The sequence below is a fragment of the Flavobacterium sp. B167r genome, from assembly GCF_056824315.1.
Genome location: NZ_CP124859.1, coordinates 4,792,522 through 4,812,245, shown reverse-complemented (window position 1 = coordinate 4,812,245; position 19,724 = coordinate 4,792,522). Strand labels below are relative to the sequence as shown.

12 protein-coding genes are annotated in these 19,724 nt (G+C 35.3%); 7 read left to right on the top strand and 5 right to left on the bottom strand.

The window, feature by feature from the left end; all coding sequences use genetic code 11:
* Nucleotides 1-307 precede the first annotated feature (307 nt).
* Nucleotides 308-1,927 carry an ABC-F family ATP-binding cassette domain-containing protein gene (locus tag QLQ96_RS20965; protein ID WP_482493072.1) on the top strand — a complete coding sequence of 540 codons (1,620 nt, stop codon included), beginning with the start codon at nt 308-310 and terminating at the stop codon, nt 1,925-1,927.
* 63 nt (nt 1,928-1,990) lie between these two features.
* On the opposite strand, the gene QLQ96_RS20960 is transcribed toward QLQ96_RS20965, so the two are convergent.
* Nucleotides 1,991-2,161 carry a hypothetical protein gene (locus QLQ96_RS20960; RefSeq protein WP_482493071.1) on the bottom strand — a complete coding sequence of 57 codons (171 nt, stop codon included), beginning with the start codon at nt 2,159-2,161 and terminating at the stop codon, nt 1,991-1,993.
* Between the two features lie 125 nt (nt 2,162-2,286).
* Nucleotides 2,287-3,168, bottom strand: a complete 882-nt coding sequence (locus QLQ96_RS20955) for a hypothetical protein (protein WP_482493070.1) — start codon at nt 3,166-3,168, stop codon at nt 2,287-2,289.
* A 259-nt stretch (nt 3,169-3,427) separates the two neighbouring features.
* On the opposite strand from QLQ96_RS20955, the gene pyrR reads away from it, so the two are divergent.
* The 6 genes from pyrR to QLQ96_RS20925 all read left to right on the top strand — a co-directional run bounded on the left by pyrR (nt 3,428) and on the right by QLQ96_RS20925 (nt 8,003).
* Complete coding sequence (gene pyrR, locus QLQ96_RS20950) at nt 3,428-3,967, top strand: bifunctional pyr operon transcriptional regulator/uracil phosphoribosyltransferase PyrR (protein WP_125722863.1); 540 nt, start codon at nt 3,428-3,430, stop codon at nt 3,965-3,967.
* Nucleotides 3,968-4,151: 184 nt separating this feature from the next.
* The gene (locus QLQ96_RS20945; protein ID WP_074658379.1) at nt 4,152-5,078 is read left to right on the top strand and encodes an aspartate carbamoyltransferase catalytic subunit; all 927 of its coding nucleotides are present in this window, start codon (nt 4,152-4,154) and stop codon (nt 5,076-5,078) included.
* A 194-nt stretch (nt 5,079-5,272) separates the two neighbouring features.
* On the top strand, nt 5,273-5,605 hold the full coding sequence (locus QLQ96_RS20940; RefSeq protein ID WP_482493069.1) for a ribonuclease Z: 333 nt from the start codon (nt 5,273-5,275) through the stop codon (nt 5,603-5,605).
* Nucleotides 5,606-5,698: 93 nt separating this feature from the next.
* Nucleotides 5,699-6,604: a ribonuclease Z gene (locus QLQ96_RS20935; protein WP_482493068.1), complete on the top strand. Its 906-nt coding sequence runs from the start codon at nt 5,699-5,701 to the stop codon at nt 6,602-6,604.
* A 60-nt stretch (nt 6,605-6,664) separates the two neighbouring features.
* On the top strand, nt 6,665-7,309 hold the full coding sequence (gene pdxH / locus QLQ96_RS20930) for a pyridoxamine 5'-phosphate oxidase (protein ID WP_482493067.1): 645 nt from the start codon (nt 6,665-6,667) through the stop codon (nt 7,307-7,309).
* A 205-nt stretch (nt 7,310-7,514) separates the two neighbouring features.
* Nucleotides 7,515-8,003: a CAP domain-containing protein gene (locus tag QLQ96_RS20925; RefSeq protein ID WP_482493066.1), complete on the top strand. Its 489-nt coding sequence runs from the start codon at nt 7,515-7,517 to the stop codon at nt 8,001-8,003.
* Between the two features lie 115 nt (nt 8,004-8,118).
* Here the strand turns inward: QLQ96_RS20925 and QLQ96_RS20920 are convergent, their stop codons facing one another.
* From QLQ96_RS20920 to QLQ96_RS20910, 3 genes are all read right to left on the bottom strand, one after another.
* Nucleotides 8,119-10,065 (bottom strand): OmpA family protein, encoded by a 1,947-nt coding sequence (locus QLQ96_RS20920; RefSeq protein ID WP_482493065.1) that lies wholly within the window; start codon nt 10,063-10,065, stop codon nt 8,119-8,121.
* A 12-nt stretch (nt 10,066-10,077) separates the two neighbouring features.
* Nucleotides 10,078-10,995: a PorP/SprF family type IX secretion system membrane protein gene (locus QLQ96_RS20915; RefSeq protein WP_482493064.1), complete on the bottom strand. Its 918-nt coding sequence runs from the start codon at nt 10,993-10,995 to the stop codon at nt 10,078-10,080.
* 138 nt (nt 10,996-11,133) lie between these two features.
* Complete coding sequence (locus QLQ96_RS20910; protein WP_482493063.1) at nt 11,134-19,695, bottom strand: HYR-like domain-containing protein; 8,562 nt, start codon at nt 19,693-19,695, stop codon at nt 11,134-11,136.
* Nucleotides 19,696-19,724: the final 29 nt, after the last annotated feature.

Genomic DNA, 19,724 nt, shown 5'->3' with positions numbered 1-19,724 from the left:
GATTATAAGTTTAGTCTTTGAAGGTGTAAATTGCAATTTTGAGTAATTTTTAAGAGCATTTAAATTGTAAGTTTAGTTTTAAATGAACTTATATTACTTATATGGTTAAAATAAAAACCTTAGCATCTTTGCAACTTAGAAATTTTTGTGAATTTTTAAACCATATAAGTAATATAAGAAAATTTAAGTTTTGCTAAAATGAACTTATATTACTTATATGGTTAAATAAAAAACTTAGCACCTTTGCATCTTTGCAACTCTGAACCTTTTTCCGTACTTTTGCACCAAATTAATTAAAAAGACATTCATGTTAACAGTCAATAATTTATCAGTTCAATTTGGCAAACGAATTTTGTTTGACGAAGTAAATACTACATTCACTCACGGAAATATTTACGGCGTTATTGGAGCCAATGGTGCTGGAAAATCTACATTTCTTAAAATCATTTCAGGTGATATGGATCCAACTTCTGGGCATATTCACTTAGAACCGGGAAAACGTATGTCGGTTTTAACTCAAAATCACAACTTGTACGATGAGCATACGGTTTTGGAAACGGTTTTGATGGGAAATAAAGTTTTGTACGCTGTTAAAAAAGAAATGGATGAACTTTATTTAGACTACAACGACAAAAACGCCGACAGAATTGGAGAATTACAAGTTCAATTTGAAGAGATGAACGGATGGAACGCCGATTCTGATGCTGCTGCGATGTTGTCTAACTTAGGAATTTCAGAAGCAGATCATTATACTTTAATGTCTGATATGGAAGGAAAAATGAAAGTTCGTGTGCTTTTGGCGCAGGCACTTTTCGGAAATCCTGATGTATTGATCATGGATGAGCCTACCAACGACTTGGATTTCGAGACAATCGCTTGGTTAGAAAACTTCTTAGCAAACTACGAAAACACTGTAATCGTTGTATCTCACGACCGTCACTTTTTAGATGCGGTTTGTACACATATTTCTGATATTGATTTTGGAAAAATCAATCATTACTCAGGAAATTATACGTTCTGGTACGAGTCTAGCCAATTAGCGGCGAAACAACGTGCACAACAGAATAAAAAAGCAGAAGAGAAGAAACAAGAGTTAGAAGAATTTATTCGTCGTTTTAGTGCAAACGTAGCGAAATCGAAACAAGCGACTTCTCGTAAAAAAATGATTTCGAAATTGAATATTTCTGAAATCAAACCTTCTAGCCGTCGTTACCCTGCGATTATCTTCGATCAGGATCGTGAGGCTGGAGATCAAATCTTAAACGTAGAAAACTTATCTGCTTCTGTAGATGGAGAGGTTTTATTTAAAGATATTAACTTGAATATGGCGAAAGGCGATAAAATCGTTCTTTTCTCTAAAGATTCACGTGCTACAACTGCTTTCTACGAAATTTTAAACAACGAACAAAAAGCAGATTCTGGAAGTTTTGATTGGGGAATTACAACAAATCAAGCTTACTTGCCAGCTGAAAACCACGATTACTTCGAAAATGATTTAAGTTTAGTGGATTGGTTACGTCAATACGCTAAAACAGAAGAAGAGCGCGATGAGGTTTTCATTAGAGGTTTCTTAGGGAAAATGATTTTCTCTGGAGAAGAAGCTTTAAAAACTTCTAGAGTTTTATCAGGAGGAGAAAAAGTACGTTGTATGCTTTCTAGAATGATGATGGAGCGCGCTAACGTTTTAATGCTTGATGAACCAACAAATCACTTAGATTTGGAGTCTATTACAGCTTTCAATAACTCATTGAAAAACTTTAAAGGTTCTGTAATTTTCACAACACATGACCACGAGTTTGCACAAACTGTTGGTAACCGAATTGTAGAATTGACGCCAAACGGAGTTATCGACCGTTACATGACATTTGACGAATATCTTGATGATGAAAAGATTCAGGAACAAAGAAAGAAGATGTACAATCTTTAATCTATAAAATCCAATAAAAAATCCCAAATTCAATTCAATTTGAATTTGGGATTTTTTTATGTTTTACTTTTTGAAGACCCTTGCGAAAATCCAGATAATAATCGCAATGATAAAGATTACGATAAAAATTCCGACTCCCATTCCGGCTTTAAAAATGTCTCCAACTAATTCACAGCTTGTAAATGAAAACAGTATTACGAATACCATTAACAATCTAAGTATTTTATTTTGCATGATTTTGAGTTTTTAAATTCATTATTAAAATTACTTCAAGAATCAGGGAAATGTGTTATAGAATTTTTTGGAAATGTTTTAGGATTTGGATTAGTAAAATTTTTATAAACAATTATTTTAAAAGTTTAATTATTTGCAATTTTTTTGATAGCAGATTCAATCAAATCTAAATTTGAATAATTAGGAAAAGATTGACTCAATTCTTTGTCTGAAGAAGGTAAAATTTTAGTTCCTCGATCTATAAGGTCTGCAGTAGTTGTAAGAGATAGTTTTAATCTTTCTATAACTTCTGGAGAGTTATTGTTAAAGTTTTTATTTGCAATTTCTTCGGCTTCAGCTTGTAATATGTTTTTATATTGTTGTTTTTGAGCTTCAATTATTTCAGTCAATGCGTCATTTTTCAATTCTAATGTGCGAGCATGCTCTTCAAAAATTTTAGCCTCAGCTTTCTTCTTCCTAAGAACTGCAGCAGCCCAACATATTCCACCAATTAAGTTTACAGCAGAAATAGTTCCGACTGATATGAGAAGCCAGATAGAGCCTGATTCTGCGGATTGAATTTGTATATAACCCCCATCTTGTTGATCATTAATTGGAATTTCGATAGATTTTTTTAAGTCGTTTGCAACTTTTGAAAGATCTTCGAAATTAACGATTTCCGGTAATTTTATGTAAAGTCCATGATCAGGCTTAGCAATTTGAATTTTATATCTTAATAAAAACTCTAGCCCAATTCGTATTGCTTCGACATTTTTATCAAGAATAATATTTTCTTTTGAAGTGAACATTTCTTCATCTTTATAGCTGGAAAACAATGAGGTAGACTTTATTAGTTTTAATTCATCACTAATTATTTCTACATCCTCAAATTCTTTTAATACTTCTCTTAGTTCAATTAAATTTGTTCCCATATATGATTTTTCAGTGGCACTTGACACATATGTAGATTTGTATTTTAATTTGGAGCTATTATTTTTAATTCTTTCTTCTAATTCAGTTAAATTCATTTTTTTAGTTTAAGTTTTTGGTTGATTTCGTCTATTTAAAAGGTGTGTTATTTAAAAATATTATTTGTAATAAATTGAACCTTGATGATTAGCTAAAATATGATTTTTGAGTAAATTTATTTTGTAAAGTGTTTTTTTTTTTAAAATATTAAAAACAAGCCATACATATTTGTTTTACTCTAAAACATTTCTCTCTTCAACACCCCAACAAATAAATTCAGATTCCGTATATTTGCCCGATCAATCATTACAATTAATTATGAGCCAGAAAGTATTACTTAATTCAAAAGAAGTTACTATCATACTTCACCGTTTGGCTTGTCAGTTAATCGAAAAACATCTTGATTTTTCAAATACTATTTTAGTGGGAATTCAGCCAAGAGGCGTTTTTTTAGCTGAACGTTTAAAACAGATATTAGAAAACGAATACCAAGTTCCTGAAATTTCTTTGGGTTATTTGGATATCACTTTTTTTAGAGATGATTTTCGTCGTACAGAAAAACCACTTGAAGCCAACAAAACTCAAATCAATTTTATAGTCGAAGACAAAAAAGTCATTTTTATAGATGACGTATTGTTTACAGGCCGAAGCATTCGTTCTGCATTAACAGCCATTCAATCTTTTGGAAGACCTTCAGAAATTGAATTGTTGGTTTTAATCGACAGACGTTTTAGCCGTCATTTACCAATTCAGCCCGATTATCGCGGTCGTCAGGTAGATGCTATTAATGGCGAAAAAGTGATTGTAAGCTGGCAAGAAAATGATGGTGAAGATGTTGTTCACTTAGTGACAAATTAAATTTGGTTAATCGTTAAATCGGTTAATTGTTTAATCGATTCATTTCGATTATTCAATTAAATAAAAGTTGAAGCGTGAAATTGTTTGTTGATTTAACGTCCAAAAGAGGACGATTAAACGACAAAACAAATAAACGATTAAACGGCAAAAAACGATTAAACAAATAAACAGTTAAACATTAAACATGAAAGAATTAAGCGTAAATCATTTATTAGGAATTAAATATATCAACGAGAATGATATTAACCTGATTTTTGAAACGGCAGATCATTTTAAAGAAGTCATTAATAGACCGATTAAAAAAGTTCCTTCATTACGAGATATCACCATTGCCAATATTTTCTTCGAAAACAGTACCAGAACCAAACTCTCTTTCGAATTAGCGCAGAAACGTTTATCTGCTGATGTTATCAGTTTTTCTGCGGCTCAATCGTCGGTTAAAAAAGGAGAGACCTTGATTGATACTGTAAATAATATACTTTCGATGAAAGTTGATATGGTTGTAATGCGCCACTCCAATCCCGGAGCGGCTTATTTTTTATCTAAAAATGTCAAAGCAAGTATCGTAAATGCAGGTGATGGCGCGCACGAACATCCAACGCAAGCTTTATTGGACAGTTATTCGATTAGAGAAAAACTGGGCGATGTAGCTGGGAAAAAAGTGGTTATTGTGGGTGACGTTTTGCATTCAAGAGTAGCTTTATCAAATATATACGCTTTGCAAATGCAAGGCGCAGAAGTAAAAGTTTGCGGACCAAAAACGTTGATTCCAAGATATATTGAATCGCTTGGAGTTACGGTTGAACCGAATTTACGCAAGGCTTTAGAATGGTGTGACGTTGCGAATATGCTTCGTGTGCAAAACGAACGTATGGATGTGAATTTCTTCCCATCAACTCGTGAGTACGCACAACAATACGGAGTTGACAAACCGCTTTTGGATTCGCTAGGAAAAGAAATCGTAATCATGCACCCAGGACCAATTAATAGAGGAGTAGAAATTACTTCTGAAGTTGCAGATTCTGATCATTCTGTGATTTTGAATCAGGTTGAGAATGGTGTAGCGATTAGAATGGCAGTTATTTATCTTTTGGCTTCTAAGATTCAGTAGATTTTTAGTATTCAGTCGCAGTCGCAGTTTTCAGTTATTGAAAACTTAAAAACTTAGACTGAAAACCCTTTTAAGCAGATAGTTTACAGTCATAGTAAAAAAACTGAATACTGTGACTGTGACTTAAAACTATAAAAAAACTTCGTACCTTAGCTATCAGAAAATCAATTTTTATAAGCCCCACAAATTAAAAAATGAAAGTAGATCAAAAAGGACATACCGTTACGATTAAAGATACACAAGGAGATGTAAATGCTTTCTTGGAAAAAGTAACGCAACAAATTAAAACCTTTGAAAAACAAAATATTATAATCGATTTATCTTCAGATTCTAATATTTCAGAAAATGATATAAAAGCTTTTTTACCACTTTCTAAAGTTCAGAAAAAAGCAAAAAAATCGTTTGTAATTGTAGCAACAGAGCTTGATTTTAATGCTATTTCAGATAAATTAGCTGTAGTTCCTTCACTTTTGGAAGCTCACGATATTATCGAAATGGAAGAAATTGAAAGAGACCTAGGTTTTTGATTTTAGATTTCTGATTTTAGATTTTAGATTTTTGAATGCTGAATCTAAAATATTTGTAATCTAAAATCTGCGATCTAAAATTTAAAATTAATAATGAAATTAACGATACTTGGCTGTTATGCCGCAACTCCCAGAACGCTTACTAATCCGACTTCACAGGTTTTAGAGATTAAGAACAGATTATTTTTAATTGACTGTGGTGAAGGAACTCAGGTACAGCTTCGTAAAAACAAGATTAAATTCTCAAAAATCAATCACATTTTTATCTCGCATCTTCATGGAGATCATTTGTATGGATTGATTGGAACTATTTCGACTTTTTCGCTTTTAGGAAGAACCACGGATTTACATATTTACGGTCCTAAAGGAATTAAAGAACTGATTTTACTTCAATTAAAATTGACGGAATCTTGGACAACTTATTCTCTGTTTTTCCACGAATTACAATCGAAAGAAAGTGAAGTTATTTTTGAAGATAAAAAGGTGATTGTAAAAACGATTCCGTTAAAACATCGCGTTTATACGAATGGCTATCATTTTCAAGAAAAACCAGATGAAAGAAAATTAGATATTGAGGCAGTTCAGCGTTATGATATTCATGTTGCTTATTATCAGAAAATTAAAAATGGAAGCGATATCACCCTTGACAACGGAACTGTGGTTGAAAATAAAAAACTGACTTTTGATCCTCCGCCAGTAAAAAGTTATGCCTTCTGTTCAGATACGGTTTATAATGAAGAAATAATTCCAATTATTCAGAATACAGATGTTTTATACCACGAATCAACATTTTTAGAATCGGAAGCAAGACTAGCCGAAAAAACATTGCATTCAACTGCAAAAGAAGCGGCAAATATTGCTTTAAAAGCAAATGTAAAACAATTGATTTTAGGGCACTATTCAACACGATATGATGGAATAGAAGCATTTAAGAAAGAAGCAGAAACAGTCTTTCCAAATGTTCTGTTAGGAGATGACGGTCTTAGCTTTGAATTATAAGTTATAAATTATGAGTTGAATTTAGAGAAATCTAAAATCAGCAATCTAAAATAATAAATCATGAACGATTTAAGCAATTATAGAAAGTCTTACGAAAAAAGTGAATTATTAGAAACTAATATTCCTGAGGATCCGATTAATCTTTTTAACCGATGGTTTCATGAGGTTGAGGATTTTGGCGGAAGCGGGGAGGTAAATGCCATGACGGTTTCGACAATTGGATTGGATGGTTTCCCAAAATCTCGTGTGGTTTTATTGAAGAAATTTTCTGAAGAAGGATTTATATTTTATACCAATTATAATTCTGAAAAAGGAAAAGCTATCGAAGCAAATCCGAATATTTGTTTGTCATTTTTTTGGCAAGAAATGGAACGTCAGGTTATTATAAAAGGAATCGCGCAGAAAACATCTGAAATTATTTCTGATAATTATTTTGATTCTCGTCCTGATGGCAGTAAGTTAGGCGCTTTAGTTTCGCATCAAAGTGACGTGATTCCGTCGAGAACTTTTTTAGAAGAGAACTTAAAAAAACTGGAAACTGAATTTGAAGGAAAAACAATTCCTAGACCCGAAAATTGGGGAGGTTATATTGTGACTCCGCTGCAAGTAGAATTTTGGCAAGGAAGACCAAATAGACTTCATGATCGAATTCGATATACAAGCCAGTCAGATTTTTCTTGGAAGATCGAGAGGTTATCTTCTTAAAGGTATTTATACGTAGGAATTTTACATATTAAAAATATAAATTAATGTATTTCATCGATTAATTTTGCACTTTAACGGTGAATTGAATATGTTTGGTATAGAAAAAAGCAAACAAATTTAATTCAAAGATAAATTTAAAGGATTTGCCCCACATTTACTTTAAACCGCTAAAATGCTGATGATTATGAAAAAGATTATGCGCGTCATGTTGTTCATTGCGATTCTAGTCGCAATGAACGCATGTTCTGCTGATAACGCTGAAGCAAGCTTGGATACCACCACTAGTCCAACTGAAGCTCTTGTCGCAAACTACACTTACAACGATACCGAAATAGAGACAATGAAGTTAATAAACGAATACCGTGTTAGTATTGGTTTAAATGCTTTAGAAACAGTTAATCATATATCTTATAAATGTGAAGAGCATAATAAATACATGATTCAGAATAATGTTGTAGATCATAACGATTTTGTTGCTAGATCGACTAATATGACTAATGTGTTGGGAGCGAAGAAAGTAGGTGAAAATGTTGCCTACAATTACAAAACTCCGGATGCAGCTGTAAGAGCTTGGCTAGATAGTCCGGGTCATAAAGAAAATATCGTGGGCGATTTTACCCATTTTGGATTATCTGTAACAACAGATTCTTCTACAGGAAAAAAATATTACACTAACATTTTTGTTAAGTTATAAAAGAATATTGAACAGGTTGGTTTTTTAAAAGTCGTTGTGATTCATAGAATTGCAGCGACTTTTTAAATTTAAAAAAGCTGCCATGTAGGCAGCTTTTTTGGGTTCTATTTTGAGGTTATAAAGCAGTAATAATAAATTCGCTTCGTCTATTTGCCTGATGTTCTTCTTCTGTACATGGAACACCATCAGAGCATTTGTTTACAAGTTCTGTTTCGCCATAGCCTTTTCCCGTTAATCGGTTTGGAGCGATTCCGTTTTTAATCAGCCATTGAACGGTTGATTTGGCTCTACGATCAGATAAAGCTTCGTTGTATTGATTAGAAGCTCTACTGTCTGTGTGCGAACGGATGTCAAGTTTCATAGTTGGATAATCGTTCAAAACAACCAGTATTTTTTCTAAATCAAGAGCTGCTTCAGTTCTAATATTAGATTTATCTAAATCAAAGTAAATCATTTTGATTCCGAAACATTTTCCTAAATCATCACCCACAGTAACCTTGCAAGTTGCTTTTTCCAATGCAATAGGAAGACTGGTTTTTCCGCTTGCTTTGTCAATCGTAATGCTTAGTTCTCTTGTTGTATATTCTGGTTTTTCAGCTCTTACATAGTATGTTTTTCCGCATTCTACATCAAAAGTGTATAAACCTGAGGCATCTGCAATGGCAGAATTTTTAAGGTTCATTTGATCATCATACAAAGTGACTTTTGCTCCTGGAAGTGTAACTCCTGTTTCGGCATCTGTTATTGTGCCGTAAAGTTCTTGGACGCATTTTAGTCTTCTTGTTTCTAGAAATCTGTAAATGTCATCAGAACCTTGTCCGCCATCTTTATTGGAAGAGAAAAAACCTCTTCTTGTTTCTGGATCAATGATATAAGCGAAATCATCTTTTGGAGAATTGACATCAGCTCCCACATTTTGGACATTGCTTATTTTTCCATTATTATCAATATTGGCGACAAAAACATCTAAACCTCCTAAACCTGGGTGCCCATCAGAAGCAAAATAAATCTCGTTTTCAGAAGTTAAGTACGGATAGGTTTCTTTTCCTTCTGTGTTAATTGTATTTCCGAGATTTTCAGGCGTGCCATAACTCCCATTTGGATTTATGCTTACTTTATACAAATCAGATTCTCCAATAGAACCAGGCATGTCAGAGGCAAAATATAATGTTTTCTCATCTGGACTAAGAGCTGGGTGAGCAGTACTGTAGTTGTTGCTATTGAAAGGAAGCTCAGCAATATTGGTCCATTTATTATCTTTTCCTAGCTCCGCTTTGTAAAGCTTGATTAAAGTGATTTTGCTTTCATCTTTACCTTTTTTTCCGTCGATGTAATTGTTTCTAGTAAAATAAACTGTTTTTCCATCTTTGGTAAAAACAGGAGAAGCCTCATGAAATTTGGTGTTAATGGCCGATTTAAATTTATTTACTTTTGATGCGGTGCCAGTTGCGGGATCTAAATCAGCATCATAAATATTAGTAAAATATTCTCCTGTCCATTTGTGTTTGCGTTGCGTAAAATTTCCGGTATCTCTCGCAGATGCAAAATAAACTTTGTTATTGTAAACAAATGATCCGTAGTCGGAGTACCTACTATTTATACCCGCGTTTTCTATCTGGTACCTCCCAGAATTTGCTTTTATCTGGTCCAAATAATTTACATCATCTTTATAAAGTTTACCTCTATTATCATTTTTTGAGACAGCATTAAATTCTTCCAAAAGCTTATTTGCCTTAGCTGTATCTCCAGTTGATTTTAAAGATTGTGCATATCTAAAATAGTACTCTGGCTCAACATTTGTTGGGTTCATTGCAAATAATTCACCGTACCATTTTGCTGCATTTTCAAAATCTGAATTGAAATAATAGGCATTTCCCAGTTTTTTAAACATGTCTTCAGATTTGTAGCCTTTATTGGCAACTTTTTCATAAATTTTTATTGCATCTACATAGGCATAGTTGTCATATTTTTTGTCTGCAGAATTTATTTTTGACTGCTGAGCATAACAGCTAAATGAAAAAGCGCCTATAATTATAACGAAAAGTAGTGTATAGTTTTTCATGATACCTTATTTTTAGAAGAAACGAGGAGTTGTCATTTTGCCTCTGTTTGAGAAGAATTCATAGCGCAGGAAAATTTCGTGTGAACCTGAATTATAATTGTTTAATTTGGTGGTTTCTCGATCATAACCGTAACCTAAATAAAGTCCGTCTGTGATTTGAAATCCAACCATTGCGCTTAAAGAAGCGCTCCATCTATAGGCCGCACCAATCATAAATTTATCGTAGAACATAAAATTGGCTGATAAATCTACTTGCAAAGGTGCCCCTTGAACCATTTTGGTTAAAATAGCGGGTTTAAATTTTATATATTGATATTTATCAAGATCAAATACATAACCTCCAATTAAGTAATAATTGATTTTGTCTTTATAAATTGCAACATCATTATTGTCATAACGATTTGTTTCAATAAAGTTAGGAACAGATAAACCAATATATGCCTTATCAGAATGCCAGTAAACTCCGGCACCAACATTTGGAGAAAATTTGTTATTTAAATCCTGAAATTGAGGATCGCCTTGATCTCCAGGATTTAATTTGCTTACATCTAAATTGAAGATATTTGCTGTTCCTTTGATACCAAATGAAAGTTTAAAATCTGCGGATGTCTGAATTGTGTAAGATACGTCTGCTGAGATGTTGTTTTCATTTGTTGGACCAATTTTGTCGCTAACTATTGAGGCTCCTACACCAAGTCTGCTATTGTTTATTGGTGTATTGATTGAGAAACTGCTTGTTTCTGGTGCACCATCAAGACCTACCCATTGGGTACGATAAAGGCCAAAAACACTAAATGCTCCACGAGAACCTGCATAGGCAGGATTTATATTTATTGTGTTGTACATATACTGTGTATACTGTGCATCTTGCTGTGAATACCCTGAACATGTAACTAACAGAATGACGAAGAAAAATAATTTTGTTCTCATAGTAGATTTTATTAATTTAATAATTACTATTGACTTTTTATAACATTGAATTTCAATGTGTTCTTAATCGCAATTAGTCAAAAAATCAACCTTCTTAAATACGCTGTAAAAGAGCTTTTACAGCGTATTTTTTAATTGTTATTTTGATAGATATAAATACCCATTTAATTTATGATCTTGAACATTGTTGTTTCCATCTAGAGATTTATAGGTAATAATGTAAAAATAAGTTCCAGTTGGTAGTCCATCAGATTGCTTAACAGTGGTTCTTCCTCTTGAAGTTCCATCAAAAGCATTTGTTGTATTGTTGTAATTTGTAGTTTCAAAAACTAAAACTCCCCAGCGATTATATATTTCGACAGTATTTCCTGGATAACAAGTTGTTTCATCAATATTGTCAATTTTGAAGAAATCGTTTATGTTATCACCATTTGGAGAGAAAGCATTATGAACTAACACATTACCACAAGCTAAGACTTTACAATCATCATTGATTTCCATGTTTAAAACTACACTTCTTGGACATCTTTCATCGGCTATCACATATTCAAAAGCGTAATTGCCTAATGCTAAACCAAACGGATTAAGAATGCCTCCCTGAAGAGCATTGGTATTGTTTCTATCTAACCAAACTCCTGTTAAAGGACTTCCTTCAGGAAGCAGGCTACTTAGGTTAACCAATGTTGAATCATCGTTACATGCTGAGCCTCTAACTTCTACAACACCTTTTGGAATCACTATAATTGTAACCGTTGCAGAATCACAATTTTCAGCATTTAATTTGTCACAGATTGTATAGCTGTAAGTATAAGTTCCCGCTGGTGTCAAGCTAGATACATTTAGATTTCCAGAACCATCAACAGTAATATTTGGATCTGTTTTGGTATTGTTTCCTTCTGCAATAAGTGTGAAGTTTACTAAATCTATTGTTATAGGAGTTCTTCCGATTAAGTCGTTACTTAACAGATTACCTACTATTCCGAAAGAGTTACATCCAATATTACTGAAGGTATCATCATTTGCTACTATAGGAGAAATCACTATAACAGTTACTATTGCAGTATCACAGTTGCCAAAATCGGCCTTTTCGCAAATTTGATAAGTCAATGTATAAGTGCCGCCTGGTGTATTTGCTGCAACATTTATAGTTCCGTCAGTATTAACTGTTATTGATCCTGTTGGATCAGGTACAGTTGTAGTTAATGTTACATCATTTATATTTACTGGAGTACCATTTAATGTATCGTTTGTTAAAACGTTACCTACCGTAGTTTGTGTTGGACCTCCTATTATTGGTGCAGGATTATCATCATTCGCAACTATTGCAAATGTTGGTCTTGCAGTACAATAAGGATCTGCCGGCGGATAATTAATTGTAATAGTCTGACTCGGATTAACAGTGAAAGTTACATTAGTGGTTGGACGTAATTTTTCAAATCCATCCGTTCCTTCAACCCATCTGTTGTTTTCAAAAATCCAGCCTGGCCAGTCAATTCCTTTTCCTTGTTCGTCTACAATTGTTCCTGGCCATAATGCACGACCACTTAATGGCTGATTCTCCATTGTTGTTACGACATTGTTGTTACTGTCAGCCCAAGCAATTGTTACGCCATTTACAGGAGTAAAGTTTACTGGTGTTACCACATAATCTATGTAAGGAACATCATTTACGCATATTGAGGATGCAGTAACGGTCATTACAGGAGCTTCGATTGTAACTGTAACAGTTGCAGTATCGCAGTTGTCTGCCTGATCGGCTTCGCAGATTTGATATACCATTGTTAAAGTTCCAATTGGAGCATTTGGCAAGACATCAACAGATCCATCACTATTTAATTGTAAAAATTCATTTGGTGTTACTGTTGTTATAATTACTTCGGATGCAGTTATCGGATTTCCTTCTAAAGTGTCATTTGTTAATACATTTAAAACATTAGTTGTAGTATGATTTACTCCTGCAATTGGACCTGCAGCGTCATCATTAGCAACGATGTCTTTGTATTCTTTACAGCTTACACCGAAATCAAGATCTAAATGAACCAAATCTTCTGGAGTCACATTTACTACATATCCGCTATCTGTTGTTGTTTTACAAACGGTATGTAATTGCGTTTTACTTGTTTTTCCAGTTATGTTTTTTCCAGACATTGAAGGAATAACTTTTACTAAGCCAGTAAATCCTAAGTTAGCAGCCATTATGTCGAAATTTGCATCTCGAACCAATTTTACAGTGTATTCTCCATATGGATTTTCACTTTCTGGACGGTCTCTCCAGAATCCTGCAATTCCTACAATAACTTCTTTATGATATCCATTCGGACCATCAACAATTACATTCGGGCTAAGTGCATTTCCGAAACCACCGGCATTTAATTCACCAACATTTAGAGGGCCAGTATAGCTTCCGTCTCCATTAAGATCTATCCATTCCCATAAGCTGTAATCAACGGCTCCATTTGAATCTGGAATGTTTTTAGTTATAGCTCCATCATTATTGGCATCATACCATTCATCTTGAATTCCGTTGCTATTGGTATCGTACCAAACGTAATCTCCAAGAACAGGAAGTTTTGAAGTTCCATATTCGAAATTATGAGTCTGGATTTTACAATCTTCTAGAGTAGTAAAGAACAAGCTAGAATCAACTGGGTATAATTGGTAGGCACTATTCAAATTAGCATCTTGCACTTGCACTAAATAATCTCCTGCAGGCATTCCAGAGAAACTGTACATTCCATCAGCACCTGTAATACGCATTTGTATTGGTCCTGGAGTTGTTCCTTGAGGAATCAAAGTAACAGGTACATTTGCGATTGGAGTATTAGTATCTACATTGATAATTTGTCCAGAAATTTTTACAGTGTAAGTAGGCTGAGTAATTACAACTGTTGCAGTTGCGGTACAAACTTGATTTTCGCCGTTTACTGGTGCAGTTGCAGTTAATGTATAAGTTCCTGCTGGCAAATTAGTATTTCCTACAACTTGATTATTTTCATTTGTAATTACTACAGTTGAACCAGGACTACTTGTTACAGCAATGCTACCATCTGTACCTCCAAAACAGCTTGTGTTTGTTGGAACTCCGCTAACTGTAACTTTACTTTCAACTGTGAAGGTTTGAACCAATTCGGTTTTGTTTCCTGAACAGTCAGTTAAAGTGTAAGTTCTGGTTAAGATATATGGTGTTCCATCACAACCATTTCCTCCATTGTTTGTGTCAGCAACACTAACATTTACAGTTGGACTGCAATTATCGGCTTCATCTGTTATATCTGATGGATTTCCTACAGGTATTGCATCAATAGTGGCTACGGTTACACTTTGAGGGGCTGTTCCAGTTGGAGCTGTTTTATCTCTCACAGTGATAACTTGAACATGAGTTGTGATATTCCCTCCACAGTCACTAATTTTCCAAGTGCGAGTCAAAGTATAATTAGAAGGACAATCATTTTCAATACCTGATTTTGTTTCTGAATATACAATTGGTATATCTTCATTACAATTATCTGAAACATGCATTTCTGCTGGTTCAGGAACTGCATCGCAAGATATTTCAATGTCTAAAGGAAGATTGCCAGTAAACATTGGAGCAGTAGTGTCTTGAATGGTGATCACTTGAGTGAAAGTTTCAGATGTATTGCCGCAATCATCTTTTACGGTCCAAGTATTCGTATAAGTTCCTGCATTTGCACAACTTTCAGAAGCAACAAACTGTGCGCTTACTTTAGTGATGTTAGAAACATCAGCATCGCATAAATCTGAAGCTGTTGGAAACTGAGCTTGAGCTATTGCAAGTCCTTCGGTATTGCTGCATTCTAAAGTTACGTTTAAAGTTCCAGCAACAGTATTCCAAGTTGGAGCAGTAGTATCTTGAATTGTAATTATTTGAATGAAAGTTTCAGATGTATTGCCACAATCATCTTTTACGGTCCAAGTATTGGTATATGTTCCAGCATTTGCACATCCTTGAGAAGCAACAAATTGTCCGCTTACTTTAGTGATGTTAGAAACATCAGCATCGCATAAATCAGAAGCAGTTGGGAACATTGCTTGAGCATTCGCTAATCCTGTTGCGTCACTGCATTCTACAGTTACATTTAAAGCTGTTTGAGCTGTTGTCCAAGTAGGAGCAGTAGTATCTTGAATTGTAATTATTTGAGTGAAAGTATTAGAAGTATTTTCACAATCATCTTTTACTGTCCAAGTATTGGTGTATGTTCCTGCATTTGCACATTCTTGAGAAGCAACAAACTGTCCGCTTATTTTAGTGATGTCAGAAACATCAGTATCGCATAAATCAGAAGCAGTTGGGAACATTGCTTGAGCATTCGCTAACCCTGTTGCGTCACTGCATTCTACAGTTACATTTAAAGCTGTTTGAGCTGTTGTCCAAGTAGGAGCAGTAGTATCTTGAATTGTAATTATTTGAGTGAAAGTCTCAGAAGTATTACCGCAATCATCCTTCACAGTCCAAGTATTGGTGTATGTTCCTGCATTTGCACATTCTTGAGAAGCAACAAACTGTCCGCTTACTTTTGTAATGTTTGTTAAATCAAGATCGCAAGCGCCAGAAGCAGTTGGGAATAAAGCCTGAGCAGAAGCTAAAGCTTGTTCGTTGCTGCATTCAACAGTGCGATTTAAAGAACCTGCTTGAGTTGTCCAAGTTGGGATGCTCGTATCTTGAATAGTAATCACCTGTGTGAAAACAGTAGAAGCATTATTACATACATCATTAGCAATCCAAGTATTGGTATAAGTTCCTGAATTTACACATTTACCTACAGTAAAAGTTCCACTTGTTTTGGTGTAACTCACTGTTACACCGCAGTTATCTGTAGCCACAGGCGCTTGATTTTGAGCAGTATTCAATCCTGAAATATCACTACATTGTAAAGTTACGTTTAAAGCACCCGCTTGAGTTGTCCAAGTAGGAGCAGTAGTATCCTGAATAGTGATCACTTGAGTGAAAACAGCAGATGTATTATTGCAGACATCTTTAGCAGTCCAAGTGTTGGTGTAAGTTCCAGAATTTGCACAGTTTCCTACTGCGAAATCCCCGCTCACTTTTGTATAAGTCACTGTTCCACCGCAATTGTCTGTTGCACCTGGAGCTTGATTTTGAGCTGCCGCCAATCCTGCCGCATCGCTGCATTGAAGGGTAATATTCAATTCATTTACTGAAGTTGACCAGCTTGGCGCTGTTGTATCTTCGATAGTGATCACTTGCGTGAAAACAGTAGAAGCATTATTACAAACATCATTAGCAATCCAAGTATTGGTATAAGTTCCTGAATTTACACAATTACCTACAGTGAAAGTTCCGCTCACTTTTGTATAAGTTACTGTTCCTCCGCAATTGTCTGTAGCCACAGGAGCCTGATTTTGAGCTGCAGCCAATCCTGCTGTGTCACTACATTGTAAAGTAGTATTTAGAGCATTGCTTGCAGTTGACCAAGTAGGCGCAGTATTGTCTTGAATAGTGATCACTTGTGTGAAAACGCTAGACGTATTATTGCAGACATCTTTAGCAGTCCAAGTGTTGGTATAAGTTCCTGAATTTGCACAACTACCTACAGTGAAAATTCCGCTAGTTTTTGTATAAGTCACTGTTCCTCCGCAATTGTCTGTTGCAGCTGGAGCTTGATTTTGAGCTGCCGCCAATCCTGCCGCATCGCTGCATTGTAGTGTAACGTTCAATTCATTTGCTGCAGTTGTCCAAGTTGGAGCAGTATTATCTTGAATAGTAATCACTTGCGTGAAAACTGACGATGTATTATTGCAGACATCTTTAGCAGTCCAAGTGTTGGTATAAGTTCCAGAATTCGCGCAGTTTCCAGCTGCGAAATCCCCGCTTACTTTTGTATAAGTTACTGTTCCTCCGCAGTTATCGGTAGCCACAGGAGCCTGATTTTGAGCTGCTGCCAATCCTGCCGCATCGCTGCATTGAAGGATAACATTCAATTCATTTGCAGCAGTTGTCCAAGTCGGAGCAGTATTATCCTGAATAGTAATCACCTGCGTGAAAACGCTAGACGTATTATTGCAGACATCTTTAGCCGTCCAAGTGTTGGTGTAAGTTCCTGAATTTGCACAACTACCTACAGTGAAAGTTCCGCTTGTTTTTGTATAAGTCACTGTTCCGCCACAGTTATCGGTAGCCACAGGAGCCTGATTTTGAGCTGCTGTCAATCCTGCCGCATCACTGCATTGAAGAGTGATATTTAAAGTTCCGGCTACTGTATCCCATGTTGGAGCAGTATTATCCTGAATAGTGATCACTTGCGTGAAAACAGTAGAAGCATTATTACAAACATCATTAGCAATCCAAGTATTGGTATAAGTTCCTGAATTTGCACAACTACCTACAGTGAAAGTTCCGCTTGTTTTTGTATAAGTCACTGTTCCGCCGCAATTGTCTGTTGCAGCTGGAGCTTGATTTTGAGCTGCCGCCAATCCTGCCGTATCGTTGCATTGAAGAGTAACATTCAATTCATTTGCAGCAGTTGTCCATGTAGGAGCAGTATTATCCTGAATAGCAATCACCTGCGTGAAAACAGCTGATGTATTATTGCAGACATCTTTAGCCGTCCAAGTATTGGTGTAAGTTCCTGAATTGGCACAGTTTCCTGCTGTGAAAGTTCCGCTCACTTTTGTGTAAGTCACTGTTCCGCCGCAATTGTCTGTTGCAGCTGGAGATTGATTTTGAGCTGCCACCAATCCTGCTGTGTCACTACATTGTAAAGTAGTATTTAGAGCATTACTTGCAGTTGTCCAAGTTGGTGCAGTATTATCCTGAATAGTGATCACTTGTGTGAAAACTGATGATGTATTATTGCAGACATCTTTAGCCGTCCAAGTGTTGGTGTAAGTTCCTGAATTCGCACAGTTTCCTGCTGTGAAAGTTCCGCTCACTTTTGTGTAAGTCACTGTTCCGCCGCAATTGTCTGTTGCAGCTGGAGATTGATTTTGAGCTGCCGCCAATCCTGCTGTGTCACTACATTGTAAAGTAGTATTTAGAGCATTACTTGTAGTTGTCCAAGTAGGCGCAGTAGTATCGTTAATTGAAATAGTTTGCACAGCTGTGACAGTTCCGCAGCCTGCCGTAACTTTAAAAGTACGGGTAACCACAGTTGGGCATGTTCCTGTTGCAGTATCAGAATAAGATATTGTATAAGTTCCAATTGAACCGCTGTTAGATAATGTTCCTCCTGCTGTATTTAATTGAGCAAGTGTGATATTTGTGCTCGCAGTGCTATATGGTAGTCCTGTTATTGCTGCAGTACTGCATCCAGAAATACTTGCATTAGCAGGTGCTACAAGCGCAGCCGCTGGGCTAATTGAAACAGTTACATCAGCAGAAGTTAATTCGCAATTAGTAGCGCCATTTTTTACTTTTACTTTATAAACTCCGCTCGCTGTAGCTACAAGAGTAGAAGAAGTTTGGTTTGGCAATACTGAATTGTCTTTGTACCAAACATAAGTTGGTGAAGCCGCATTTGTAGTAGCTGTCAAAGTAGTAGAACCACACGCTGTGAGAGTTCCTGTAATTGCAGGTGCACACGGAACAAAATAACTCGGACTAGTTATGGCTTTCGAATCATTGGCGCACGTTGAATTTTGATAATTCAATGTAGAAGTACTGACCGTTTGATTTCCGCAAGCTGTTCCTGTTGGAGTCAATTGATAATTTAGAGTTATGGTTTCTGAGTTTAAGAAATCGGTATTCCAAGTAATCACTTGGCCAGCTAATGAAGCTGTACCTTTGCTTGTTGTAATGGCACTAATCGTAAAGCCAGGAATAATGGTTTCCTTAGCAACCAAACTTTGAGCAACCCATGAGATTTGAGTAGCAATCTGATTGTAAATAGCAGTAAGATTAGCCCCGCTTTGTGTAATATAAGCAGCGCTTCCTTGAATACCATCTAAAGTATATTTAGCAATATTTTGATCGCTATTATTGGTGTTTATATTTCCGCTGATACCTCCAAATAGTCCAACAGAAAAAACTTGATTACTGAATACAACACTATTTTTTGTTGTAGTCTTAGCATTCGTTGCGGCGTTTATAGCATCTGTAACGCATTGAGACGTTTTGCTGACACTACAATTTGTATTTCCATTCGTGCCAGTTCGGTTTGTAACTCCATCAGTTAGTAGAATTATTGCTCTTGCAGTACTACAATCGAATCGGCCGTTGGTCTCCAATTCTGTTTCAGATCTCACAATACCAGCATAAATATTGGTTAAATCAGTAGCCTGTAAAGCATTGATTTGATTCGTTATTTGTGTTACACCAGTAGCGTTCAAATAAGTTAAACCTATTTTTAATGAAGCAGTAGTACTATAAGCAACAATTGCAATTCGGTTTTGAGGATTTGCCTTTGCTTGATTAAGAAATGCCAATGCAGCATCTTTAGCGTAATCCATCGAGGTTTTAAAATCTCCTGAAATAGTATTACCCATACTACCCGAAACGTCGATCGCTAAAACCACATCTGAATTTCGAGTAATCGGATTGGCACCTGTAACATCTACTTTCACATTTACAACACCGCAATTAGTTGCATTCGCCGTTACAGTTTTGTTCGTAGTTATCGTTTGTGCTAAACCTATTGATGATGACAGAAGAAATAATACAAGAAATTGTATCTTTTTTATATCTCGTAAAAAATTGTTTAAAAAAAGTAATTGTTTTTCCATTTTAAATCATTTTAAAGAAACTTGATATA